The 16,698-nt window shown below is 67.3% G+C and carries 13 protein-coding genes; 5 read left to right on the top strand and 8 right to left on the bottom strand.

Annotation, left to right across the window (positions count from 1 at the left end; all coding sequences use genetic code 11):
• Positions 1–405 precede the first annotated feature (405 nt).
• Positions 406–720: a non-histone chromosomal MC1 family protein gene (locus tag DEQ92_RS09070; RefSeq protein WP_004044781.1), complete on the bottom strand. Its 315-nt coding sequence runs from the start codon at positions 718–720 to the stop codon at positions 406–408.
• A 238-nt stretch (positions 721–958) separates the two neighbouring features.
• Here DEQ92_RS09070 and DEQ92_RS09065 point away from each other — a divergent pair, with 238 nt between their 5' ends.
• The 3 genes from DEQ92_RS09065 to DEQ92_RS09055 all read left to right on the top strand — a co-directional run bounded on the left by DEQ92_RS09065 (position 959) and on the right by DEQ92_RS09055 (position 3,680).
• Positions 959–1,156 (top strand): hypothetical protein, encoded by a 198-nt coding sequence (locus DEQ92_RS09065; RefSeq protein WP_004044784.1) that lies wholly within the window; start codon positions 959–961, stop codon positions 1,154–1,156.
• Between the two features lie 60 nt (positions 1,157–1,216).
• Positions 1,217–2,272, top strand: coding sequence for a quinone-dependent dihydroorotate dehydrogenase (locus tag DEQ92_RS09060; RefSeq protein ID WP_115820663.1), 1,056 nt, complete (start codon positions 1,217–1,219; stop codon positions 2,270–2,272).
• Positions 2,273–2,369: 97 nt separating this feature from the next.
• Positions 2,370–3,680: a DUF6498-containing protein gene (locus DEQ92_RS09055; protein ID WP_255564052.1), complete on the top strand. Its 1,311-nt coding sequence runs from the start codon at positions 2,370–2,372 to the stop codon at positions 3,678–3,680.
• 66 nt (positions 3,681–3,746) lie between these two features.
• Here the strand turns inward: DEQ92_RS09055 and DEQ92_RS09050 are convergent, their stop codons facing one another.
• The 4 genes from DEQ92_RS09050 to DEQ92_RS09035 form a co-directional block, all read right to left on the bottom strand.
• A complete protein-coding gene (locus DEQ92_RS09050) occupies positions 3,747–6,359 on the bottom strand; it encodes a valine--tRNA ligase (protein WP_115804335.1) in 2,613 nt (870 codons plus the stop codon).
• Positions 6,360–6,449: 90 nt separating this feature from the next.
• The gene (locus DEQ92_RS09045; protein WP_115820662.1) at positions 6,450–7,655 is read right to left on the bottom strand and encodes a PLP-dependent aspartate aminotransferase family protein; all 1,206 of its coding nucleotides are present in this window, start codon (positions 7,653–7,655) and stop codon (positions 6,450–6,452) included.
• Positions 7,656–7,889: 234 nt separating this feature from the next.
• The gene (gene pheT, locus DEQ92_RS09040) at positions 7,890–9,602 is read right to left on the bottom strand and encodes a phenylalanine--tRNA ligase subunit beta (protein WP_004974215.1); all 1,713 of its coding nucleotides are present in this window, start codon (positions 9,600–9,602) and stop codon (positions 7,890–7,892) included.
• Entirely contained in the window at positions 9,602–11,101 is a 1,500-nt protein-coding gene (locus DEQ92_RS09035; protein ID WP_004974214.1) for a phenylalanine--tRNA ligase subunit alpha, read from the bottom strand. Before DEQ92_RS09035 ends, pheT begins: the two co-directional genes overlap by 1 nt.
• A 319-nt stretch (positions 11,102–11,420) precedes the next feature.
• On the opposite strand from DEQ92_RS09035, the gene DEQ92_RS09030 reads away from it, so the two are divergent.
• Positions 11,421–11,693 (top strand): hypothetical protein, encoded by a 273-nt coding sequence (locus tag DEQ92_RS09030; protein WP_004974211.1) that lies wholly within the window; start codon positions 11,421–11,423, stop codon positions 11,691–11,693.
• Positions 11,694–11,712: 19 nt separating this feature from the next.
• Here DEQ92_RS09030 and DEQ92_RS09025 read toward each other — a convergent pair whose 3' ends face one another.
• On the bottom strand, positions 11,713–12,855 hold the full coding sequence (locus DEQ92_RS09025) for an FAD-binding oxidoreductase (RefSeq protein ID WP_050459844.1): 1,143 nt from the start codon (positions 12,853–12,855) through the stop codon (positions 11,713–11,715).
• Between the two features lie 91 nt (positions 12,856–12,946).
• Between DEQ92_RS09025 and DEQ92_RS09020 the strand changes: the two genes are divergently transcribed.
• Entirely contained in the window at positions 12,947–13,978 is a 1,032-nt protein-coding gene (locus DEQ92_RS09020; protein WP_115804336.1) for an ornithine cyclodeaminase family protein, read from the top strand.
• A 36-nt stretch (positions 13,979–14,014) separates the two neighbouring features.
• On the opposite strand, the gene DEQ92_RS09015 is transcribed toward DEQ92_RS09020, so the two are convergent.
• Positions 14,015–15,604, bottom strand: coding sequence for a tryptophan--tRNA ligase (locus DEQ92_RS09015; RefSeq protein WP_004974203.1), 1,590 nt, complete (start codon positions 15,602–15,604; stop codon positions 14,015–14,017).
• The gene (gene endA, locus DEQ92_RS09010; RefSeq protein ID WP_004974201.1) at positions 15,601–16,620 is read right to left on the bottom strand and encodes a tRNA-intron lyase; all 1,020 of its coding nucleotides are present in this window, start codon (positions 16,618–16,620) and stop codon (positions 15,601–15,603) included. Before endA ends, DEQ92_RS09015 begins: the two co-directional genes overlap by 4 nt.
• Between the last annotated feature and the right edge of the window lie 78 nt (positions 16,621–16,698).

The raw sequence follows: 16,698 nt of genomic DNA, 5'->3' as shown, positions 1-16,698 counted from the left end.
GACCCCCGGGAAGGTGTGTCATCCCGGTGGGCGCCTGACGACCTTGGGGTCGGGGCGTTCGGTGGAAGCCTTCGGGGGGAGTGCCCCCGTGCGCTTCTTCGCATTAATCCGAATGCCGGGGATACATAAAAGGCCGTCGAACCGATGGCGCTTCGTCATGCGGTTTCATGGCGGGATTATTCATAAAATAATGATAGACTCTCGGAGACACGGATAACTCTCGAGGACGTAGATATCGCGCGACTGGAGGCCGGTCGGTCATCCCCCGCGTCGTACGTTCGGTCTGACCGGGTGTCGGTCGCGCAAGCAGACGCTGGCGGCGCTGTTTGAAAGGCGTATCGACTGCACTACGACTCGGGGTGCTACACGTGCGTGCGCACGATAAGAATGTGAACGTCGGTCGCGCTACTCGTCGAGGTGCTCGATTCCCTTCTTGGAAACGTTTCCTTTGGTAATCTTCCCCTCCATCCAGCCGGGCTTGTCCTCCGGGGCGCTGCTGTTCCACGCCCACGCGTCGAAGATGTGGACCTTGTCAGTCCCCTTCTCCCGGAGTCGAATCTCGACCGCGTCCGACTTCGCGTCGTCTTCGGACCCGGCGGGGTCGAGTCGTCGGGCCGCCTTGAGCGCCGCTTGCCTCGGCATGCTGCCCGAAAACACGCTCGTCTCTGTACCGTCCTCCTCTCGGAGCACGAAGTTCCGCTTACCGTCCTCGCGTACCATGATTTTCCACCTCTATGCCAATGAACCACATGGCACATGATAAATATATCGACGAATTTCGACCGACGACGCCGTGTTACTTATATACTCGACCGGTTCGACGCGCCGACTCACCTCGCCGACGATGCGACGGACTTCGCTGCGAGACGGTCGGGTTCCGGCGAAAATCACCACTCTCCGGGAGGACGGAGACAACACTTATGTATCCCCTGCGGCGAACCAACGGATAGACCCCCAGATGGTCCGGAAAAAGAAGCTCAGTCCGAGTGGCGCCAAAGACGAGAACGGCGAGTACCACAACGTCCATGTCAACCTCCACGAAGACGAACTCGCGGTCGCCGGAATGGAGATCGGCGACGAGGTGTTCGTCCGCGTTCGGGACGGTAAAATCATCATCCAAAAAGCGGACCCAGACCAGGTCGAACACGACTTCTGAGCGCGTGATACGTATCGTCTCGAACCGACCCGTCACCAGCGGAAGGCACGACAGACAGCAATGAACCCCTATCACCTCGCCAAACCACTCCTCTTTTCGTTTCCACCGGAGACCGCCCACCGGACCATCCACGGACTGCTCGCGACCGCTCGCGGCACTCCGGTCGAACCGCTCTTAGAGCGGCGCTACCGAGTCGACGACTCCCGACTCGCGACGAACGCGTTCGGCCTCGACTTCCCGAACCCGGTCGGCGTCGCGGCCGGGTTCGACAAGAACGCCGAGATACCCACCGTTCTTTCGGCGCTCGGCTTCGGCCACGTGGAAGTCGGCGGCGTCACCGCGGAGCCCCAGCCCGGAAACCCGCGCCCCCGGATGTTCCGCCTCCCCGAAGACGAGGCGCTCATCAACCGCATGGGCCTCAACAACGAGGGCGCGGACGCGGTCGGAGAGCGCCTCGCCGCCGGACCCCTCCCGGACATCCCCGTCGGCGTCAACCTCGCGCTCTCGGAGGTAACGCCCACAGAGGAGGCCCCCGACGACTACCGCTACACCTACGAGCGCGTCGCCGACGGCGCGGACTACTTCGTCGTCAACGTCTCGTGTCCCAACAGCGAGGGCTTCCGCGACCTGCAGAACCGCGACTCGCTCGAAGCGATTCTCGGGACGCTCGTCGACGCCGGCGCCGACCCGCTTCTCGTGAAACTCTCGCCCGACCTCCCGGACCCCGCCGTGGAGGACGCGCTCGAAGTCGTCGACGAACTCGGTCTCGACGGCGTCATCGCCAGCAACACGACCACCTCTCGGCCCGACACCCTGCGGAACCCAAACCGGGCAGAACGCGGCGGTCTCTCCGGGAAGCCGATCGAGGCCGAGGCCACGAACATGATTCGCTTCATCGCCGAGCGGACCGACGTGCCCATCGTCGGCGTCGGCGGCGTCTCGGACGCCGAAAGCGCCTACAGAAAGATTCGCGCCGGGGCCGAGATGGTCCAACTCTACACGGGCATGGTCTACGAGGGACCGTCTATCGCCCGCGACATCAACCGCGGCCTCCTCGACCTGCTCAACCGCGACGGCTTCGACGACGTGGCCGACGCCGTCGGGTCGGGACTGTAGCGGCCCGAAATCTCGCCGACCGCGGCCGCAACGACCGAGGACCTGCGCGCTGATAGCGAACCGAAGACTGATTTTCTTCCCATCCGGTTGAAAAGTCGTGCGCCCTCCCTCACCTCGTGACTCCGGCGTGCTGGCGGTCCTCGCCTCGAACGCCGTCGCGCCCGTCGGCGTCCTGTTCCTCGACTGGTCTCCGACCGTGCTCTTCGGCGTGTTCGTCGCCGAAATCGCCGCCGTGCTGTGCTGGACGCTCGTGAAGATACCCTTCGCAGCGAAGCGCCCCAACAACGCCATCGGCGACGGGGACCGACTGTTCGGCCCGTTGCAAGCCAAGCGAGGGGGGGTCTCGCTGCCCCGGTCCCTCCCGCGGATCTACCCGCGGAACGTTCCGACGCTCCTCATCGCGGCGTTCCTGCTCGTCCCGCTCGAACTCGCCGTCGCCTTCGTCGCCTTCGGCCTGACCGACCCGGTCGTCACCGACGTGGTCGCCGGACAAATCCTTCTGGGCGGCGTGAGCGTGTTCGTCGGGCGGGGCGTCGAAACGGTCACCGGCTACTTCGCGGCGGGCGGCTACCGCGACCACTCCGCGCGGTCGGTGTTGCTCCCCCCGTTCAAACTCCTGTTCGCCGTCGGACTGCTGTTGTTCGTCTTCGGACCGTTCGCGATCGAACTCGAAAACGACGTGTTCCTCGTGATCCTCGTCGGCCTGAAGTTCCTCTACGACCTCCGCGCGCTCCAACTCGAACGGAGCGAAACGCGGGGCGTCTTCTACCGACTCTACGGGAGCGAGGAGACCGAAATCGAACCGATCCCGGTGGAGGTGCCTGCAGGAGCGCCGACCTATCGAACCACGCCCGCCCGTTCGGTCGCCCTCACCGACGCGGTCTCCCAAAGCCTCCGGTACACGGTCACCAGCGGCGTGCTGTGGTGCTACGGCGTCGCCGCCGCGCTCGTCTTCTTCGGCGCGTGGACGTTCGCGCTCGCGCCGCTCGCCCTCGCCGCCGCGTTCGGGACTATCCGAGGGACCTCACGCTACCTCGCCTACGGACCCGTCGAGTTCCGGTGCTACGGGGACGTGCTCGTCGCCCACGACGCGCTGTTGGACGAGCCGCAAGCACGCCTCGAACGCGACGCGGTCACCGACGTCAGCGTGTCCACCGACGCCGTCGACCGCCTGTTCGGCACGGAGACGATACGCTTCGAGACGGGTGTGGACACGAGTCCCGACGTGGGACTCACCGTCCCCGACCCCGAGGAGGCTCGCACCGACGACGCGAACGCGAATCATCCGATGACGATTCCCCACGTCGAAGACGCGGCGGCGGTGCTGGACGCCTTCGGCGACGTAGATGAGACTGAGACTGGGCCGGAGACAGAGGTCGAGACGACGGTGCCGAGCGGCGACGACTGACGGGCCGCCCGCTAAGCGACCGAATACCGGGAAAAGAACGCGGACGGAAACGACCGAGTGGCCGTCTCAGTCGGCGTGCTGGACGATGACGATGGCGTCGCCGGCTTCGAGCATGTCGCCTTCGCCGACGTACTCGCGGGACTCCTCGATGGTGAACATCTCGGGGTCGAGTTCGACACCCGCGACGTGCATGACGCCGTCTTCGACCTCGTAGTCGTCGCTTTCGAGGGCGGCCTCGATGTCCGGGACCTGCGCGCCGTACTCGGGGCCGACGAGCGAGTAGTCGAGGTCGACGCCGGTCACGACCGACTCGATTTCGGGCTCCTCGTCGAGCAGTTCGAGCGCCTCGATGTGCATGACGCCGCTCACGTCCTCCTCGAAGCCGTGGATGTCGCCGTACACCTGCACGAGGTCGACGGGGGCGTTCATCGAGAGCTGGTTGTCGCTTTTGTACTTGCGGAGCGCGCCGACGACGGCCATCGCGGTTTCGCCGGCCGCGACGTCGGCGTCGAGTCCGAGCGGTTCGGGCCACGACTGGTCGTGGACGCTCGTTTCGTCGTACATGTCGCGCCAGAGTTCCTCCGTGACGTGTGCGAGGATGGGCGCGAAGCAGGTCAGGAACCGCTTGTGAGCGGTCTGGAGCGTGTACGCCGCCGAGGGGTCGTCGCCCTCGCGGACGCGCTGTTTGGCGATTTCGAGGTAGTCGTCGCAGAACGTGTGCCAGAAGAAACTACGCAGGCGGTCGCGCGCCTTCGAGAACTCGCGGTTCTCCAGTTTCTCCGTGACGAACTCGAGTTCGCGGTCGAGCGAGGCCAGAAGCCAGCGGTCGATGGCCTTCAGGTCGTCGTGGTCGAACTCGGCGGGCGCGTCCTCGGTGAGGCTCTCGACGAGCTTCGAGGCGTTCCAGAGCTTCCGCATGAGTTTCTCGCCCGCGACGAGGCCCTTCTCCTGGTACGGCAGGTCGTCGCCGACGGCGCTCCCGGCGGCCCAGTAGCGGGCGGCGTCGACCGGGAACTTCTCTAAGACCTCGTCGGGCGAGACGACGTTACCGACGGACTTCGACATCTTCTCGCGGTTCTCGTCGAGGACCATCCCGTTTATCATGACGCTGTCGAACGGGACCTCGCCGGTGTGCTCGTAGCACTTGACGACCGTGTGGAACAGCCAAAAGGAGATGATGTCGTGGCCCTGCGGGCGCATGTCGAACGGGTAGAGTTCGGGCCGTTCGAGTTCCATCGCCTCCGTCTCTGGATTCCAGTCCCAGCCGCCGTTGATGAGGGGCGTGAGCGACGAGGTCGCCCACGTGTCGAACACGTCGTCCTCGGCGGCGAACTCGTCGTGGCCGCACTCGGGACAGGCATCGACCGGCGGGTCGTCCGAGAGCGGGTCGACCGGCAGGTCCTCGCGGTCGGCGACGACCACGTGCTCGCAGTCCTCGCAGTACCAGACGGGGAACGGAATCCCCGAGGAGCGCTGCCGCGAGATGGCCCAGTCCCACTGGAGACCCTCAATCCAGTTCTTGTACCGCGTGAACATCTTCTCGGGGTACCAGTCCATCTGCTCGCCGGCTTCGAGGTACTCCTCGCGCTTGTCGAGCAGTTTGATGTACCACTGGTCCTTGACGAGGAACTCGACGCTCGTGCCACACCGCTCGTGGACGTTGACCGTGTGCGTGATGGCGCGCTTGTCGAGGAGCGCCCCGGCGTCGTCGAGGTCGGCGACGATGGCCTCCCGCGCCTCGTCGGCGGAGAGACCGGCGTACTCGTCGGCCTCCTCGGTCATCGTGCCGGACTCGTCGATGGCGACGCGGAGCGGCAGGTCGTGGGCCTGATACCACTCGATGTCGGTCTGGTCGCCGAAGGTACAGCACATGACGAGACCCGTGCCGGTCTCCAGGTCGACGCGCTCGTCTTCGAGGATGGGAACCCGCTGTCCGAACAGCGGAACCTCCGCTTCCTGCCCGACGAGGTGCTCGTTGTCGTCGTCGTCGGGATGGACGAAGACGGCGACGCAGGCGGGGAGCAGTTCGGGTCGCGTCGTGGAGATGACGAACGACTCCTCGGAATCGGCCACGCCGAACTCGATGTCGTGGAAGTGCGAGCCCTGCTCGTCGTCTTCGGTCTCGACCTGCGAGATTGCGGTCTCGCACTCGGGACACCAGATGGCGGGGGCGCGCTGGCGGTACTGCCGACCCTTGTCGTAGAGGTCGACGAAAGAGAGCTGGGAGACGCGCTGGACCTCGGGCGAAATCGTCTGGTACGTCTGGTCCCAGTCGATGGAGATGCCGAGGTTCTGCATCTTCTCCGTGAACTCCCCTTCGTACTCCGCCGTGACCTCGCGGCAGAGCTTCTGGAACTCGCGTCGCTCGTAGTCCTGGTGTTTGATTCCGAGTTCATCCTCGGTCAGGAGCTCCGACGCGATGCCGTTGTCGTCGTAACCGAACGGGAAGTACACCTCGTCGCCACGCATCCGGTTGAACCGGGCGACGAAGTCCTGGAGGGTGAAGCCGTAGACGTGGCCCCAGTGGAGGCTCCCGGACACCGTCGGCGGCGGTGAGTCGATAGAGAAGACGGTGTCGGGGTCTACCGCACGCTCCGGGTACGCGTACAGGTCTTCGTCGACCCACCTCTCTTGCCACTTCGCCTCGACGGTTTCCGGATCGTATTCTCCGCTCGGCATTGCGTTGGCGTACCTACAGCCGGGCGGACTGTTAAACGCCTCGGTTAAGTGCCCGAGGGAACGGAATTCGGGCGCGAGAGCGGTGACTACCTACAGGACCGAAAGCGCCGATTCGAGGTCCGAACGAAGGTCGTCGACGTGCTCGACGCCCACGGACATCCGAAGCAACGAATCGGAGATGCCGAGCGCGTCGCGTTCGGTCTGCGAGAGCGGCGAGTGGGTCATCGTCGCCGGGTGCTCGATGAGACTCTCGACGCCGCCGAGACTCACCGCCAGCGGGAACTCCCGGAGTTCGCCGAGGAATTCGGCGGTCCCGTCGAGGTCGGTGTCGAGTTCGAACGACAGCACCCCGCCGAAGCCCGACTGCTGGCGCGCCGCGAGGTCGTGTTGCGGATGGGACTCCAGCCCCGGGTACAGCACTCGCGTCACGGCCTCGTGGGATTCGAGGAACTCGGCGATTTCCATCGCGTTGGCCTCGTGCTGGCGCATCCGCAGCGGGAGCGTCTTGATTCCCCGGAGCGTCAGGTAGGAGTCGAACGGCGAGAACATCGACCCCATCCCGACGCGCTGGAGGAAGGTAATCTCCTCCAGTACGTCCTCGCGGTCGGTGACGACCGCGCCGCCGATGGAGTCGGAGTGACCGTTGAGGTACTTCGTGGTGCTGTGGACGACCACGTCGGCCCCGAGCGAAAGCGGATTCTGGAACTGCGGGCTGAGGAAGGTGTTGTCCACCCCGAACACCGCGTCGCCCTCGTCGGCGATGGCCGCGATGGCCTCGATGTCGCAGAGGTGCATGAGCGGGTTCGTCGGCGTCTCCATCCAGACGAGCGCCGTCTCCTCGCGCATCGCGGCCGCGACGTTCTCCGGGTCGGTGGCGTCGACGAACGACACGTCCACGTTCAGCCGGTCGGCGAACAGCCGGTTGAGCATCGTCTTCGTCCCGCCGTAGAGGTCCTCGAACGCGACGATGTGGTCGCCCGGCCGGACCACCGCGGTCATCGTCGCGGCGATGGCCGCCGTGCCGGAGACGAACGCCAGCGCGTGGTCGGCACCTTCGAGCGCCGCGAGCCGGTGTTCCAGCGCGTTCCGCGTCGGGTTCGACAGCCGCGAGTAGAGGTACTCGCCCGCGTCGGGGTCGAGCGTCTCCAGGTCCGCGTCGGGGTCGATGGTCGGCACCGCGTAGGTCGACGAGAGATGGACCGGAACGACGACGTCCTCGACGCCAGGGGCCGGGGTCTGCCCGCGCTCGCCGTGGGTCACCGCCAGCGTCTCGCGGCGTACATCATTATCGTTCATACAGGAAAGGCGACGACTCGCGTCCTAAAGGTTTCTATCGCGTTCTGACCAAATGCACGAAAAGAATTACTGGCGTCGTTAAATTACCTCAAGTTATCCGATTTCGGTTCGTAGACCCTCAAAAATATTCCCGGCCACCTGTACCAACGCCAACAGGTCGAAGCTCCCACCGTTTTCCGCGACTCGCTCCGCTCGTCACGCAAAAATCTGGACCAAAAACGACCGCCGAAACTCCTACGCCAGCGCCGACAGGTCGAACTCGAACGCCGCGACCGGCAGTTCGAGGTCGTGGTCGACGATGACTTTCGGGTGGAGTTCGCCGACGACGCCGACTTCCTCGCCGTCGATGACGACCGCGGCGGTGCGGCCGTCGATGAACGACGGATGCTCGGTCGCGGGCGTCTCCAGTTCCGCGTCGTAATCGCGGCAGAGCGCCGCGAGGCGAGCCTTCGCGTCCTCGTAGGTCGCATCGTGGCGGGCGAGGACGGCCGCGACGTGCCGGGCCTCGGCGACGCGGGTGTTCTCGCCGTCGTCGCGGTGGGCCACGTGGCCGATTTCCGCGAGGTCCTGCGGGTACGCCCGGTGGGTGTTGTTCTCCAGCACCATCGTCAGCGAGGGCAGCACCCACGTCCGGAGCATGGTGTAGTCCTCGCTGTACGGCTCGGTGATGGAGGCCGGTTCGCCGCCGCCGAGATACTCGGAGCCGACCTCGACGTCCATGCGCTCGTAGTTCTCCTCCTCCGAAATCATGTGGAAGTTGAGCAGGTCCTCGAAGCCGAGGCCGACGAGCGAGGTGCGGACGGCGTCTTCGAGTCGGGAGCGCTCGTGGCGCTGGCCGACCGTCCCCACGTCGGGGTAGCGCGGTTCGAGTTCGTTGAAGCCGTAGGCGCGACCCACGTCGTCGACGAGGTCGAGCGGGTGGAGCACGTCCACGCGGTACGGCGGGATAGAGACCTCGTAGACGGTCTCCTCACCTAACTCGGCGTCCGCGTCCAGCCCGGAGCGCTCGAACAGGTCGATGACCTCGTCCATCTCCAACTCGACGCCGAGAACCGTCTCGATGCGGTCGTGGGAGACGTGTTTCGTCTCGACTTCGAAGTCGGGCTTGACGACGGTTCCACCCCCGTACTGCACCTCGACGTCCTCGATGGTCGCCCCGCGGGCGGCCAGCGCGTAGCAGATGATGTTGCACATCCGGTCGATGGTCCACTGGTCGGTGCCGGTGAGTTCGACGAGCAGGTCGCGGGAGTCCGTCGAGACCTCGGTCCGGCGGCCGTTGATGACCGGCGGGAACGAGAACAGACCGATTTCGTCGTAGATGGCCGGATAGCGGTCGTACTCGCTCACGAGGTCGGCGTACTTCCGCCCGGTGTCGTGCTGTTCGAGCACCTCGGCGGGCGTGAGTTCGTCGTTCGAGTCGAGCGCGACGAAGGTGTCGCCGTCGGGTTCGATACCCGTGTACGTGATGGAGTTGCCGGAGGCGTTCTCCGAGAGCACGTCGCCTTTCAGCATCGTCAGGTCGTGGATGCCGATGGCTCCCTTGGCGCGCTTGCGGCCCATCGTCGCGTGGAGTTTCTCCTGCAACTGGATGAGCGAGTCGAGCGCCGCGTCGTCCAGGTCGACCCCGCGGACGACCGCGCCCGTGACGTAGGGTCGCTCCTCGGGGACGTCGTCGTCGACGACGAAGGTCCAGTCGGGGTCGTTCGTGTTCGGCACCGAGACGCCGCGGGCGTCGCCGTACTGGTAGCGAAGCGAGCGGGCGACGCCTTCGACCGACAGGCGGTCGAGGCGGTCGGGACCGAACTCCAGTTGGAACGCCCCGTCGTCGGTGACGCCCTCGAACTCCAGTCCGAGCGCGAACAGGTCGTCTTTGAACTCCTCGTCGGACTTGTCTTCGTGGCCGGTCAGGCGGCGCAGTTCGTCGGGTTGAACGTCGACTACGGGCATTACTTGAGCACCTCCGTCTCGCGGAGCAGGTCGAGGTCGCACAGCGTTCCGTGCACGTCGCGGATGTCGTCGAAGCCGTACATGAGCATCAGGAGACGCTCCAGAGCGAGGCCCCACGCCATCACATCGCACTCGACGCCGAGCGGGCGAAGCACTTCCTCGCGGAACATGCCGGAGTTACCGATTTCGATGAGCTCGCCCGTCTCGGGGTGTCGGCCGAACAGCTCGAACGACGGTTCCGTGTAGGGGTTGTAGTGCGGCTTGAACTGGATGTCCGTGATGCCGAAGTGGGAGTAGAACTCCTCGAAGGTGCCCATCAGGTCGCGCACCGAGAGGTCCTCGGCCATCACCCAGCCCTCTATCTGGTAGAACTCCAGCAGGTGCGTCGGGTCGAGCGTGTCGTTGCGGTACACCTTCTCGACCGAGAAGTACCGCTGCGGCGGCTCTAACTCGCCGACCTCGTGGCCCGAGAGGTAGCGCATCGACAGCGACGTGGTGTGGCCGCGGAGCGCGATGGCCCGCGCGAAGTCCTCGGACCACGGCGAGTGGTAGCCGTCGCCGTCCTCGCCGACGCCGTTGAGGTGGGCGTCGCGGACGCGGTCGATGAGGTCCTCGGGGATGTCCTCCATCGGCGGCACGTCGAGGGCGAAGCGGTCCCAGTGGGTGCGCGCCGGGTGGTCCTGCGGCATGAACAGACAGTCGTTAATCCAGAAGTCCGCGTCGGCGTGCGGGCCTTCCATCTCGGCGAAGCCCATGCCGGTGAGCACGTCCTTCACGCGGTCGGCGGTCTGCCGGAGGATGTGCTTCTTACCGCCGCGGGCCTCGGGCGCGTCGGCCTCGACGTTGTACTCCGTGAACTCCACGTCTTCCCACTCGCCGGAGGTGAGCAGTTCGGGCGTGAGGCGGTCGACCGTCTCCGCGGCCTCGACGCCCTCCATCAGCGCCGTGACGCCCTCGTCTGTGAGGGTGACGGCGCGGATGGTGCGCTCGTGGCGGACCACGAGCTGTCGCGATTCGAGCTGGTCGAGCACGTCGGCGTCGACGGACTCGCCCGCGGCGAGGGCCGCGAGCGCGGCGGCCTCCTCGTCGGCGTCGGGGTCGGCGTCCGCGTCGGGCGCGAGTTCGCCCGAATCGATGGTCCCGTAGCCCTTGCGCGCGAAGTTCGACAGCGCGATGTCGACCTGCGGGCCGCCGAGGGAGGACGCGCCGATGACCTGCCCCATCGGGACCGCGTCGCCGTCGCCCACGTCGAGCGCGGCGCGGTAGAGCCGGACCTCGGGAAGGTCCTCCTCGGCGTACTGGACGCCCTCGTCGGTCAGTTCGACGGACTCCGCCGTGGTCTCGGTGACCGAGACGAGTCCCTCGTCGCGGAGGTCGAAGACCGCGCCCGTCACCGTCTCGGGCTTCTGGTCCGTCGCCTCCGCGAGCTGTGCAATCGTTCGTTCGTCGGTGGCGCTCGCGGCGTTCAACACCGCGACCTGTGATTCCGGAAGTCGCATCTGGTTCGTTGTGGCGTTAGCCGTCTGGTGGTCGGTTAGCAGTTTCGAAGCCTCGCCGCGCTGGCGGGGCTGACCGGCGGGGTCGGTTTCGTCCGGCGGGCGCGATGACGCCCGCACGGAGTCCGCCGACCTCAGGCGGTCAGGAAGAAAAATCCGAACCCGTCGGTGGTCGGTTCGCTCGCTCGCGTCCCGCGTTTGGGTTCGGATACCATATGCGACCGATTGTGAGTGCCGAGTAAAAGCGTTGCGCGTCCGTCCCGAGCCAGTCCGAACGCAGATACGTTCTTGGTACCGGCCGACGGAGAGACGGCGAAGACGAATGCGAGACCTGGACACGACCCTCTCGGCGATTCGCCTCGGCCACGAGGCGTCGCTCATCGTCAAACCCCCGAACCGACCGGACGACAGAGACGACGTCGAGGCCGTCCTCGTCCGGGCCTCGCCGCCCTACGAGTTCGACGACGGCGAACGGACCTACCGCGTCGTCGAAGACGAGGGCGACACCGGCTTTCGCGTCCTCGCGTCGCGCGACGTCGCCGACCCCGTTCGCGTCCTCGGCGAACTCCGCGCCGTCGTCGATATGAGCGCCTGAGCCGAGCGTTCGATTTCTCTCACGCCACGTTCCGCTCGCGGAGCGTCTCGCCCGACTCGAACCGGTCGAGCGACAGCGCCGACACGTCCACCCCGCAGGCGTCCTCGCCGAGACACAGGTCGGCGACGGCCTCGCCCGTGGCGGGCGCGTGCTGGAATCCGTGGCCCGAAAAGCCCGCGGCGACGACGAGACCGGGTTCGACCTCGTCCAGAACCGCGTGGTGGTCCGGCGTCACGGCGTACAGTCCGGCCCAGCCGTTTCGAATCCGCGTCTCCGGACCGAAGTAGGCCGCGGCGTCGTCGGCCCGCTCCGTCGCCTCCACGGCCCACTCGATATCCATCGACTCGTCGAACCGGTCCGGGTCCACGTCGGGGTCCGACGCCGAGAAGTGGCCGCCGACGATGGCGGTCCCCTCCCGCTCCGGCCGGAAGTACGCACCCGTGTCGAGGTCGATGGTGAGCGGGGCGTCCGCCGGAAGGTCGCCCTCGGGCTCCACGACGGCTATCTGTCGGCGGCGCGGTGCGAGTGGGAGGTCGACGCCCGCGAGCGCCGCGACCCGACCGGACCACGCGCCCGCGGCGACGACCACGGCGTCGGCGTCGATGGGTCCGTCCGGCGTCTCGGCCCGCCAGCCGCCGACGCGAGCGAGGTCGGTCACGGGCGTCTTCGTCCGAACGTCGACGCCGGCGGCGCGGACCGCGTCCGAGTAGCCCTGAACCGCGGAGTGCGGGTCGGCGACGCCGTCGGCGGCCGAGAAGGTCGCCGCGACGAACGACTCGGCCCGGAGCTCCGGGAGGTACTCGGCGGCCTCCTCGGGCGAGAGGACGCGACTCGGCGCGCCCGCGTCGGTCTGCATGGCGACGTTCTCCCGGAACGCCGCGGCGGTCTCCTCGGTCCGGGCCAGAAAGAGGTAGCCCGACCGACGGTAGTCGATGTCGACGCCGAAGTCGTCCGCGAAGGACTCCCAGACGGGGACGCTGGCGAGCGAGAGTTCGACGTTCACGCGCGTGGAGAACTGCGTTCGGATGCCGCCCGCCGCGCGACCCGTGCTGCCGCCGCCGAGCGTCCCCGCCTCGCAGACGGTGACCTCGGCTCCGCGGTCGGCCAGCGCGTGGGCGCAGGCGAGTCCGACGACCCCGCCGCCGACGATGAGGACGTGCATGGTCCTGTCTGATTCGCCACCGACATGAGTTTGTCTGTCACACACTAGCGAGGCGCAATGTTTTCACCCGACCGCGACGAGTCGTCCGGGTATGGTCCGTATACTCTCCGCCGACGCCGTCGGCGAGTTACTGTCGCTCGCGGAGCTGTTTCCCGTCGTCGAAGAGGCGTTCGTCAAGCAGGGTCGCGGCGAGGTCGAACGGCCCCCGAGACCGCACTTCCCGGTCGGCATCGACATCGACAGGGTTCGGGACGGGACCGGCGGCGAGGGTGTCGCGGGCGCGGGTGTGGAACCGGCAGGGCGGGACGGCCCGCTCGGCACCGCCCTCACCATGCCGGCGTACATCCACGGCCGCGAGGTGTACGCGACGAAGCTCGCGTCGGTCCATCCCGAGAACGTCTCGCACGGCCTTTCGACGGTGAACGCGCAGGTCGTCCTCACCGACGCGACGACCGGCCTCCCGCTCGCGCTCCTCGATGGGACGACGATTACCAGCGCCCGCACGGGCTGTATCGGCGGGCTCGCCGCGGAGTACCTCGCCTCCGAACCGGTCCGACTCGGCGTCCTCGGCGCGGGCACGCAGGCCCGCTGGCAGAGCCGCGCCGTCGCCGTCGGCTCCGCGGTCGAGTCAGTCCGGGTCTACTCCCCGAGCGACTCCCGCGAGGCGTGCGCCGCCGACCTCCGCGAGGACGGCCTCCCCGCCGAAGCGGTCGACTCCCCCGAGGCGGCCGTCTCCGGGGCGAACGTCGTCGTCACCGCGACGACGAGCGAGACGCCCGTCTTCGACGGCTCGCGGCTCGAACCCGGAAGCCTCGTCGTCGCCGTCGGGGCCTACACGCCCGAGATGCGGGAACTCGACGCCGAGACGTTCGAGCGGGCCGCGCGGGTGTTCGCCGACGTGCCCGAGGAAGTCGCCGACATCGGCGACGTGCGCGGGGCCGACATCGACGAGTCCGACCTGATTCCGCTCTCGGCGGTGTTCGAGGGCGACGCCGGTCGCGACGACGACGACGAGATTCTGGTGGTCGAGAGCGTCGGCTCGGCGGTGCTCGACGCCGCGACCGCCGAGTACCTCTACGAGAAGTCGAACGCGCGCGGCGTGGGAGAAGAAGTGGGGTTGTGAGCGGTCGTGTGGGCGATGGGTGGCGTTACCGACTCACTAGTGCTCGGCGGCAACCCCTCGCCGCTCCGTCTCTAAGTCGATGTCCAGCGAGTCGAGGACCTCCTCGGCCTCCTCGCGCTTTTCGTGGTGGTCTTCGAGGAACTCCCGCATCATCGTCGCCGCCTGCTCCTTGCAGCCGCCGCAGAGGCGCTCGCCGCCGACGCACTCGTCGTAGACCTCCTTGGCGAGGTCGTCGTCGTCGCCCGTCAGCAGGTAGGCGTACAGCTCGTACACCGGACACTTGTCGGCCTCGCCGCCGAGTTCGCGCTGTTCGTCGGCGGTGTCGCGGCCGCCGGTCGTCGCCGACTTCACCTTGTCGTAGCCCTCCTCGGGCGCGTCGAGAAGCGAGATGTGGCTCGCCGGAATCGACGACGACATCTTGCCGCCGGTGAGACCGGTCATGAAACGGTGGTAGATAGAGGACGGCGGGATGAATCCGTAGCCGCCGTGGTGGGCCTCGACCTCGCGGGCGAGGTCTTCGGCCTCGTCGACGCCCATGTCGAACGCGTCGATGTGCTGGTCGTACCGGCGCTTTTCGCCCTCGATATCCTCGATGAGCGCCTCGAACGCCTCGTCGGTCGCCTGTCGGGCGAAGAAGCGAATCCGCGGGCGGAGCGGTTCCATCCCGGCGTTTTCGAGCTTCTCGACCGCCGATTCGCGGACCGACTCGGAAACGAGCACGCCGGCCGCGTCGAGGTCGGCGTCGGCGAGCCACTCGGCCGCCTCGCCGCACCGCGGCATGTCGGCGTCCTCGGCGTACGCCTCTCGGGCGTCGTGGGCGGCCGCGACGAGCGGGCGCTCGGCGTCGTCGAGTTCGAAGCTCGCGAACGCCTCGGTCACCTTGAAGAATCGCATCCGGGTGGCGAGGTCGCGGGCGAAGCGGACGTGGGGGTCCTGGTCGGGGCCGACCGGGATGACCGTCGGCTTGGGGTCGTCCAACTGCGGGTAGAGGATGTCGGCCATCTGCGTGACGACCGACTGCATGTGCGAGACGTTGGTCTCGCCGTCGAAGCCGTAGATGGACTGGAACTCCGAGAAGTTGGCCTTCCCGCCGAGTTCGAACGCGAGCCGCTGGAGCCGGTCGTTGTCGGACTGTCGGTAGAGTTCGCCCGCCTCGGGGTCGAACCCGAGCGCGATGAGCGACAGCAGGTAGTCGCGGCTGTGCTCGTTGATTTCGTCCCACGGGATGCCGCGGGCGGAGTGCGCCTCCATGTCGGCGATGAGGCCGTAGGCGTCGCCGCCCTGCTCTTGATGCCAGATTATCTCGTCGAAGACTAGCTTGTGGCCGATGTGGGGGTCGCCCGTCGGCATGAAGCCCGAGAGGACGGCGAAGTCGTCGCCGTCGCGCATGGCGTCGAGGACCGGTCGGTAGTCGCGGTGGCCGAAGATGACCCCGCGGCGCATCAGGTAGTGCGGGTTCGGAACCTCGTCGAGCACCTCGTCGAACTCCTCGATGCCGAACTCCTCGAACAGCTTCCGGTAGTCGGAGACGGTCGACGAGCCCCACGGGTCGAGGGCGACGTCATCTGCTCCCTCTGCTGTGCCTCCATCGGTGCGGATGCGCTCCGCGGGTTCGTCGTCTGTCATGGCGTGAGCCGACTGACCGAAAGCCAGTCTATCTCTCCGTTGTCGTCGGTCAGCGCAAAAACCATTCGCTTGCGGACACCGCCGGCGAGGCGAACGTCGAGCGAGAGGTCCCGCGGGACGAACGTGTGGTCGGGCGCGACCACGCGCACGAGGAACTCGGAGTGCGAGAGGTCAGACACCGACTCGAACTCCGTGTAGACGCGGAAGTCCGAGCCGAACTTGAAGCCGCTCTTGGGGACCGTCTTGGCCCCCCGGAGCGCGGCGTAGACCGCGAGCCGGCGGTCGAATCGGTCGCCCTCGACGTCGCGGCCGCGGGAGACCACGTCGGCCTCGTCGGTGGCGAGCGCGTCGGCGCGGGCGAGGTAGGCGGCTTCGAGGAGCGACAGTTGGAGCGGGCCGCTGTCGGCGTTTCTCCCGTAGAGTCGCTGACCGAAGAAGCCGCGCTGGTAGAGGCGGTCGACGCCGTCCCAGACGAGCGCGCGGTCCGAGAGGAGCTCCGCGTCGAGGTCGGCCGGGAGGTCCTCCGCGGCCGTGCCCTCGGGGGAGTAGCCCTCGGTGTCGAAGTAGGTCAGGTCGCCGTCCTCGTCGACGATGGCGAGCACCACGTCCCCGAGCGACGAGACGGGGATGCTCTCGCGCTCGCCGACGACGCGGACCCGGTGTTCGACCTCGCCGTCCCACGGACCTTTCCCGCGGGGGTAGACGAGGAAGTCCGCGCCCGCGGCGTCGCCGACGCCGGGCCAGCCCTCCCGGGCGGGCGAGAGGTAGAACCCGCGGTCGCGGAGGTCCTTGTAGACGACGAAGTCGAGGGTGGTCCCCGTTCGCGCGAGGAGTTCGCGCAGGCCCATCCCGTCCACGCCGTCGATGTCGTCCCGCGAGAGCAGGTGGGCGGCCTCGACGGGCGCGACCTCGAGGTCGTCGCCGCCGGTGGGTCTCCCGTAGCCGCGCGAGTCGTGGAACCGCTGTCGAGCGTCGCCCGGGAGGTGGACGACGCCGTCTTCGAGGCGTCCTTGCATACCCGAATCGGGGCGCGGCGACGACAAAGGGCCTGCGATGCCGGCGGCGCGGCCCGCGGGAGCGTCGGGGTGACCGCC

The organism is Haloferax sp. Atlit-6N (assembly GCF_003383195.1).
GTDB classification, from domain to species: Archaea; Halobacteriota; Halobacteria; order Halobacteriales; family Haloferacaceae; genus Haloferax; species Haloferax gibbonsii.
The sequence above is the reverse complement of the archived record's forward strand: the minus strand, read 5'-3'. Positions and strand labels throughout refer to the sequence as shown.

Excerpts from the sequence above, each read along its gene's own strand:
- DEQ92_RS09045 (WP_115820662.1), bottom strand. The coding sequence starts at position 7,655 with ATGAACGATAATGATGTACGCCGCGAGACGCTGGCGGTGACCCACGGC.
- DEQ92_RS09035 (WP_004974214.1), bottom strand. The coding sequence starts at position 11,101 with ATGCGACTTCCGGAATCACAGGTCGCGGTGTTGAACGCCGCGAGCGCC.
- endA (WP_004974201.1), bottom strand. The coding sequence starts at position 16,620 with ATGCAAGGACGCCTCGAAGACGGCGTCGTCCACCTCCCGGGCGACGCT.
- DEQ92_RS09060 (WP_115820663.1), top strand. The coding sequence starts at position 1,217 with ATGAACCCCTATCACCTCGCCAAACCACTCCTCTTTTCGTTTCCACCG.
- DEQ92_RS09020 (WP_115804336.1), top strand. The coding sequence starts at position 12,947 with ATGGTCCGTATACTCTCCGCCGACGCCGTCGGCGAGTTACTGTCGCTC.
- DEQ92_RS09015 (WP_004974203.1), bottom strand. The coding sequence starts at position 15,604 with ATGACAGACGACGAACCCGCGGAGCGCATCCGCACCGATGGAGGCACA.
- DEQ92_RS09070 (WP_004044781.1), bottom strand. The coding sequence starts at position 720 with ATGGTACGCGAGGACGGTAAGCGGAACTTCGTGCTCCGAGAGGAGGAC.
- DEQ92_RS09030 (WP_004974211.1), top strand. The coding sequence starts at position 11,421 with ATGCGAGACCTGGACACGACCCTCTCGGCGATTCGCCTCGGCCACGAG.
- DEQ92_RS09025 (WP_050459844.1), bottom strand. The coding sequence starts at position 12,855 with ATGCACGTCCTCATCGTCGGCGGCGGGGTCGTCGGACTCGCCTGCGCC.
- pheT (WP_004974215.1), bottom strand. The coding sequence starts at position 9,602 with ATGCCCGTAGTCGACGTTCAACCCGACGAACTGCGCCGCCTGACCGGC.
- DEQ92_RS09065 (WP_004044784.1), top strand. The coding sequence starts at position 959 with ATGGTCCGGAAAAAGAAGCTCAGTCCGAGTGGCGCCAAAGACGAGAAC.
- DEQ92_RS09050 (WP_115804335.1), bottom strand. The coding sequence starts at position 6,359 with ATGCCGAGCGGAGAATACGATCCGGAAACCGTCGAGGCGAAGTGGCAA.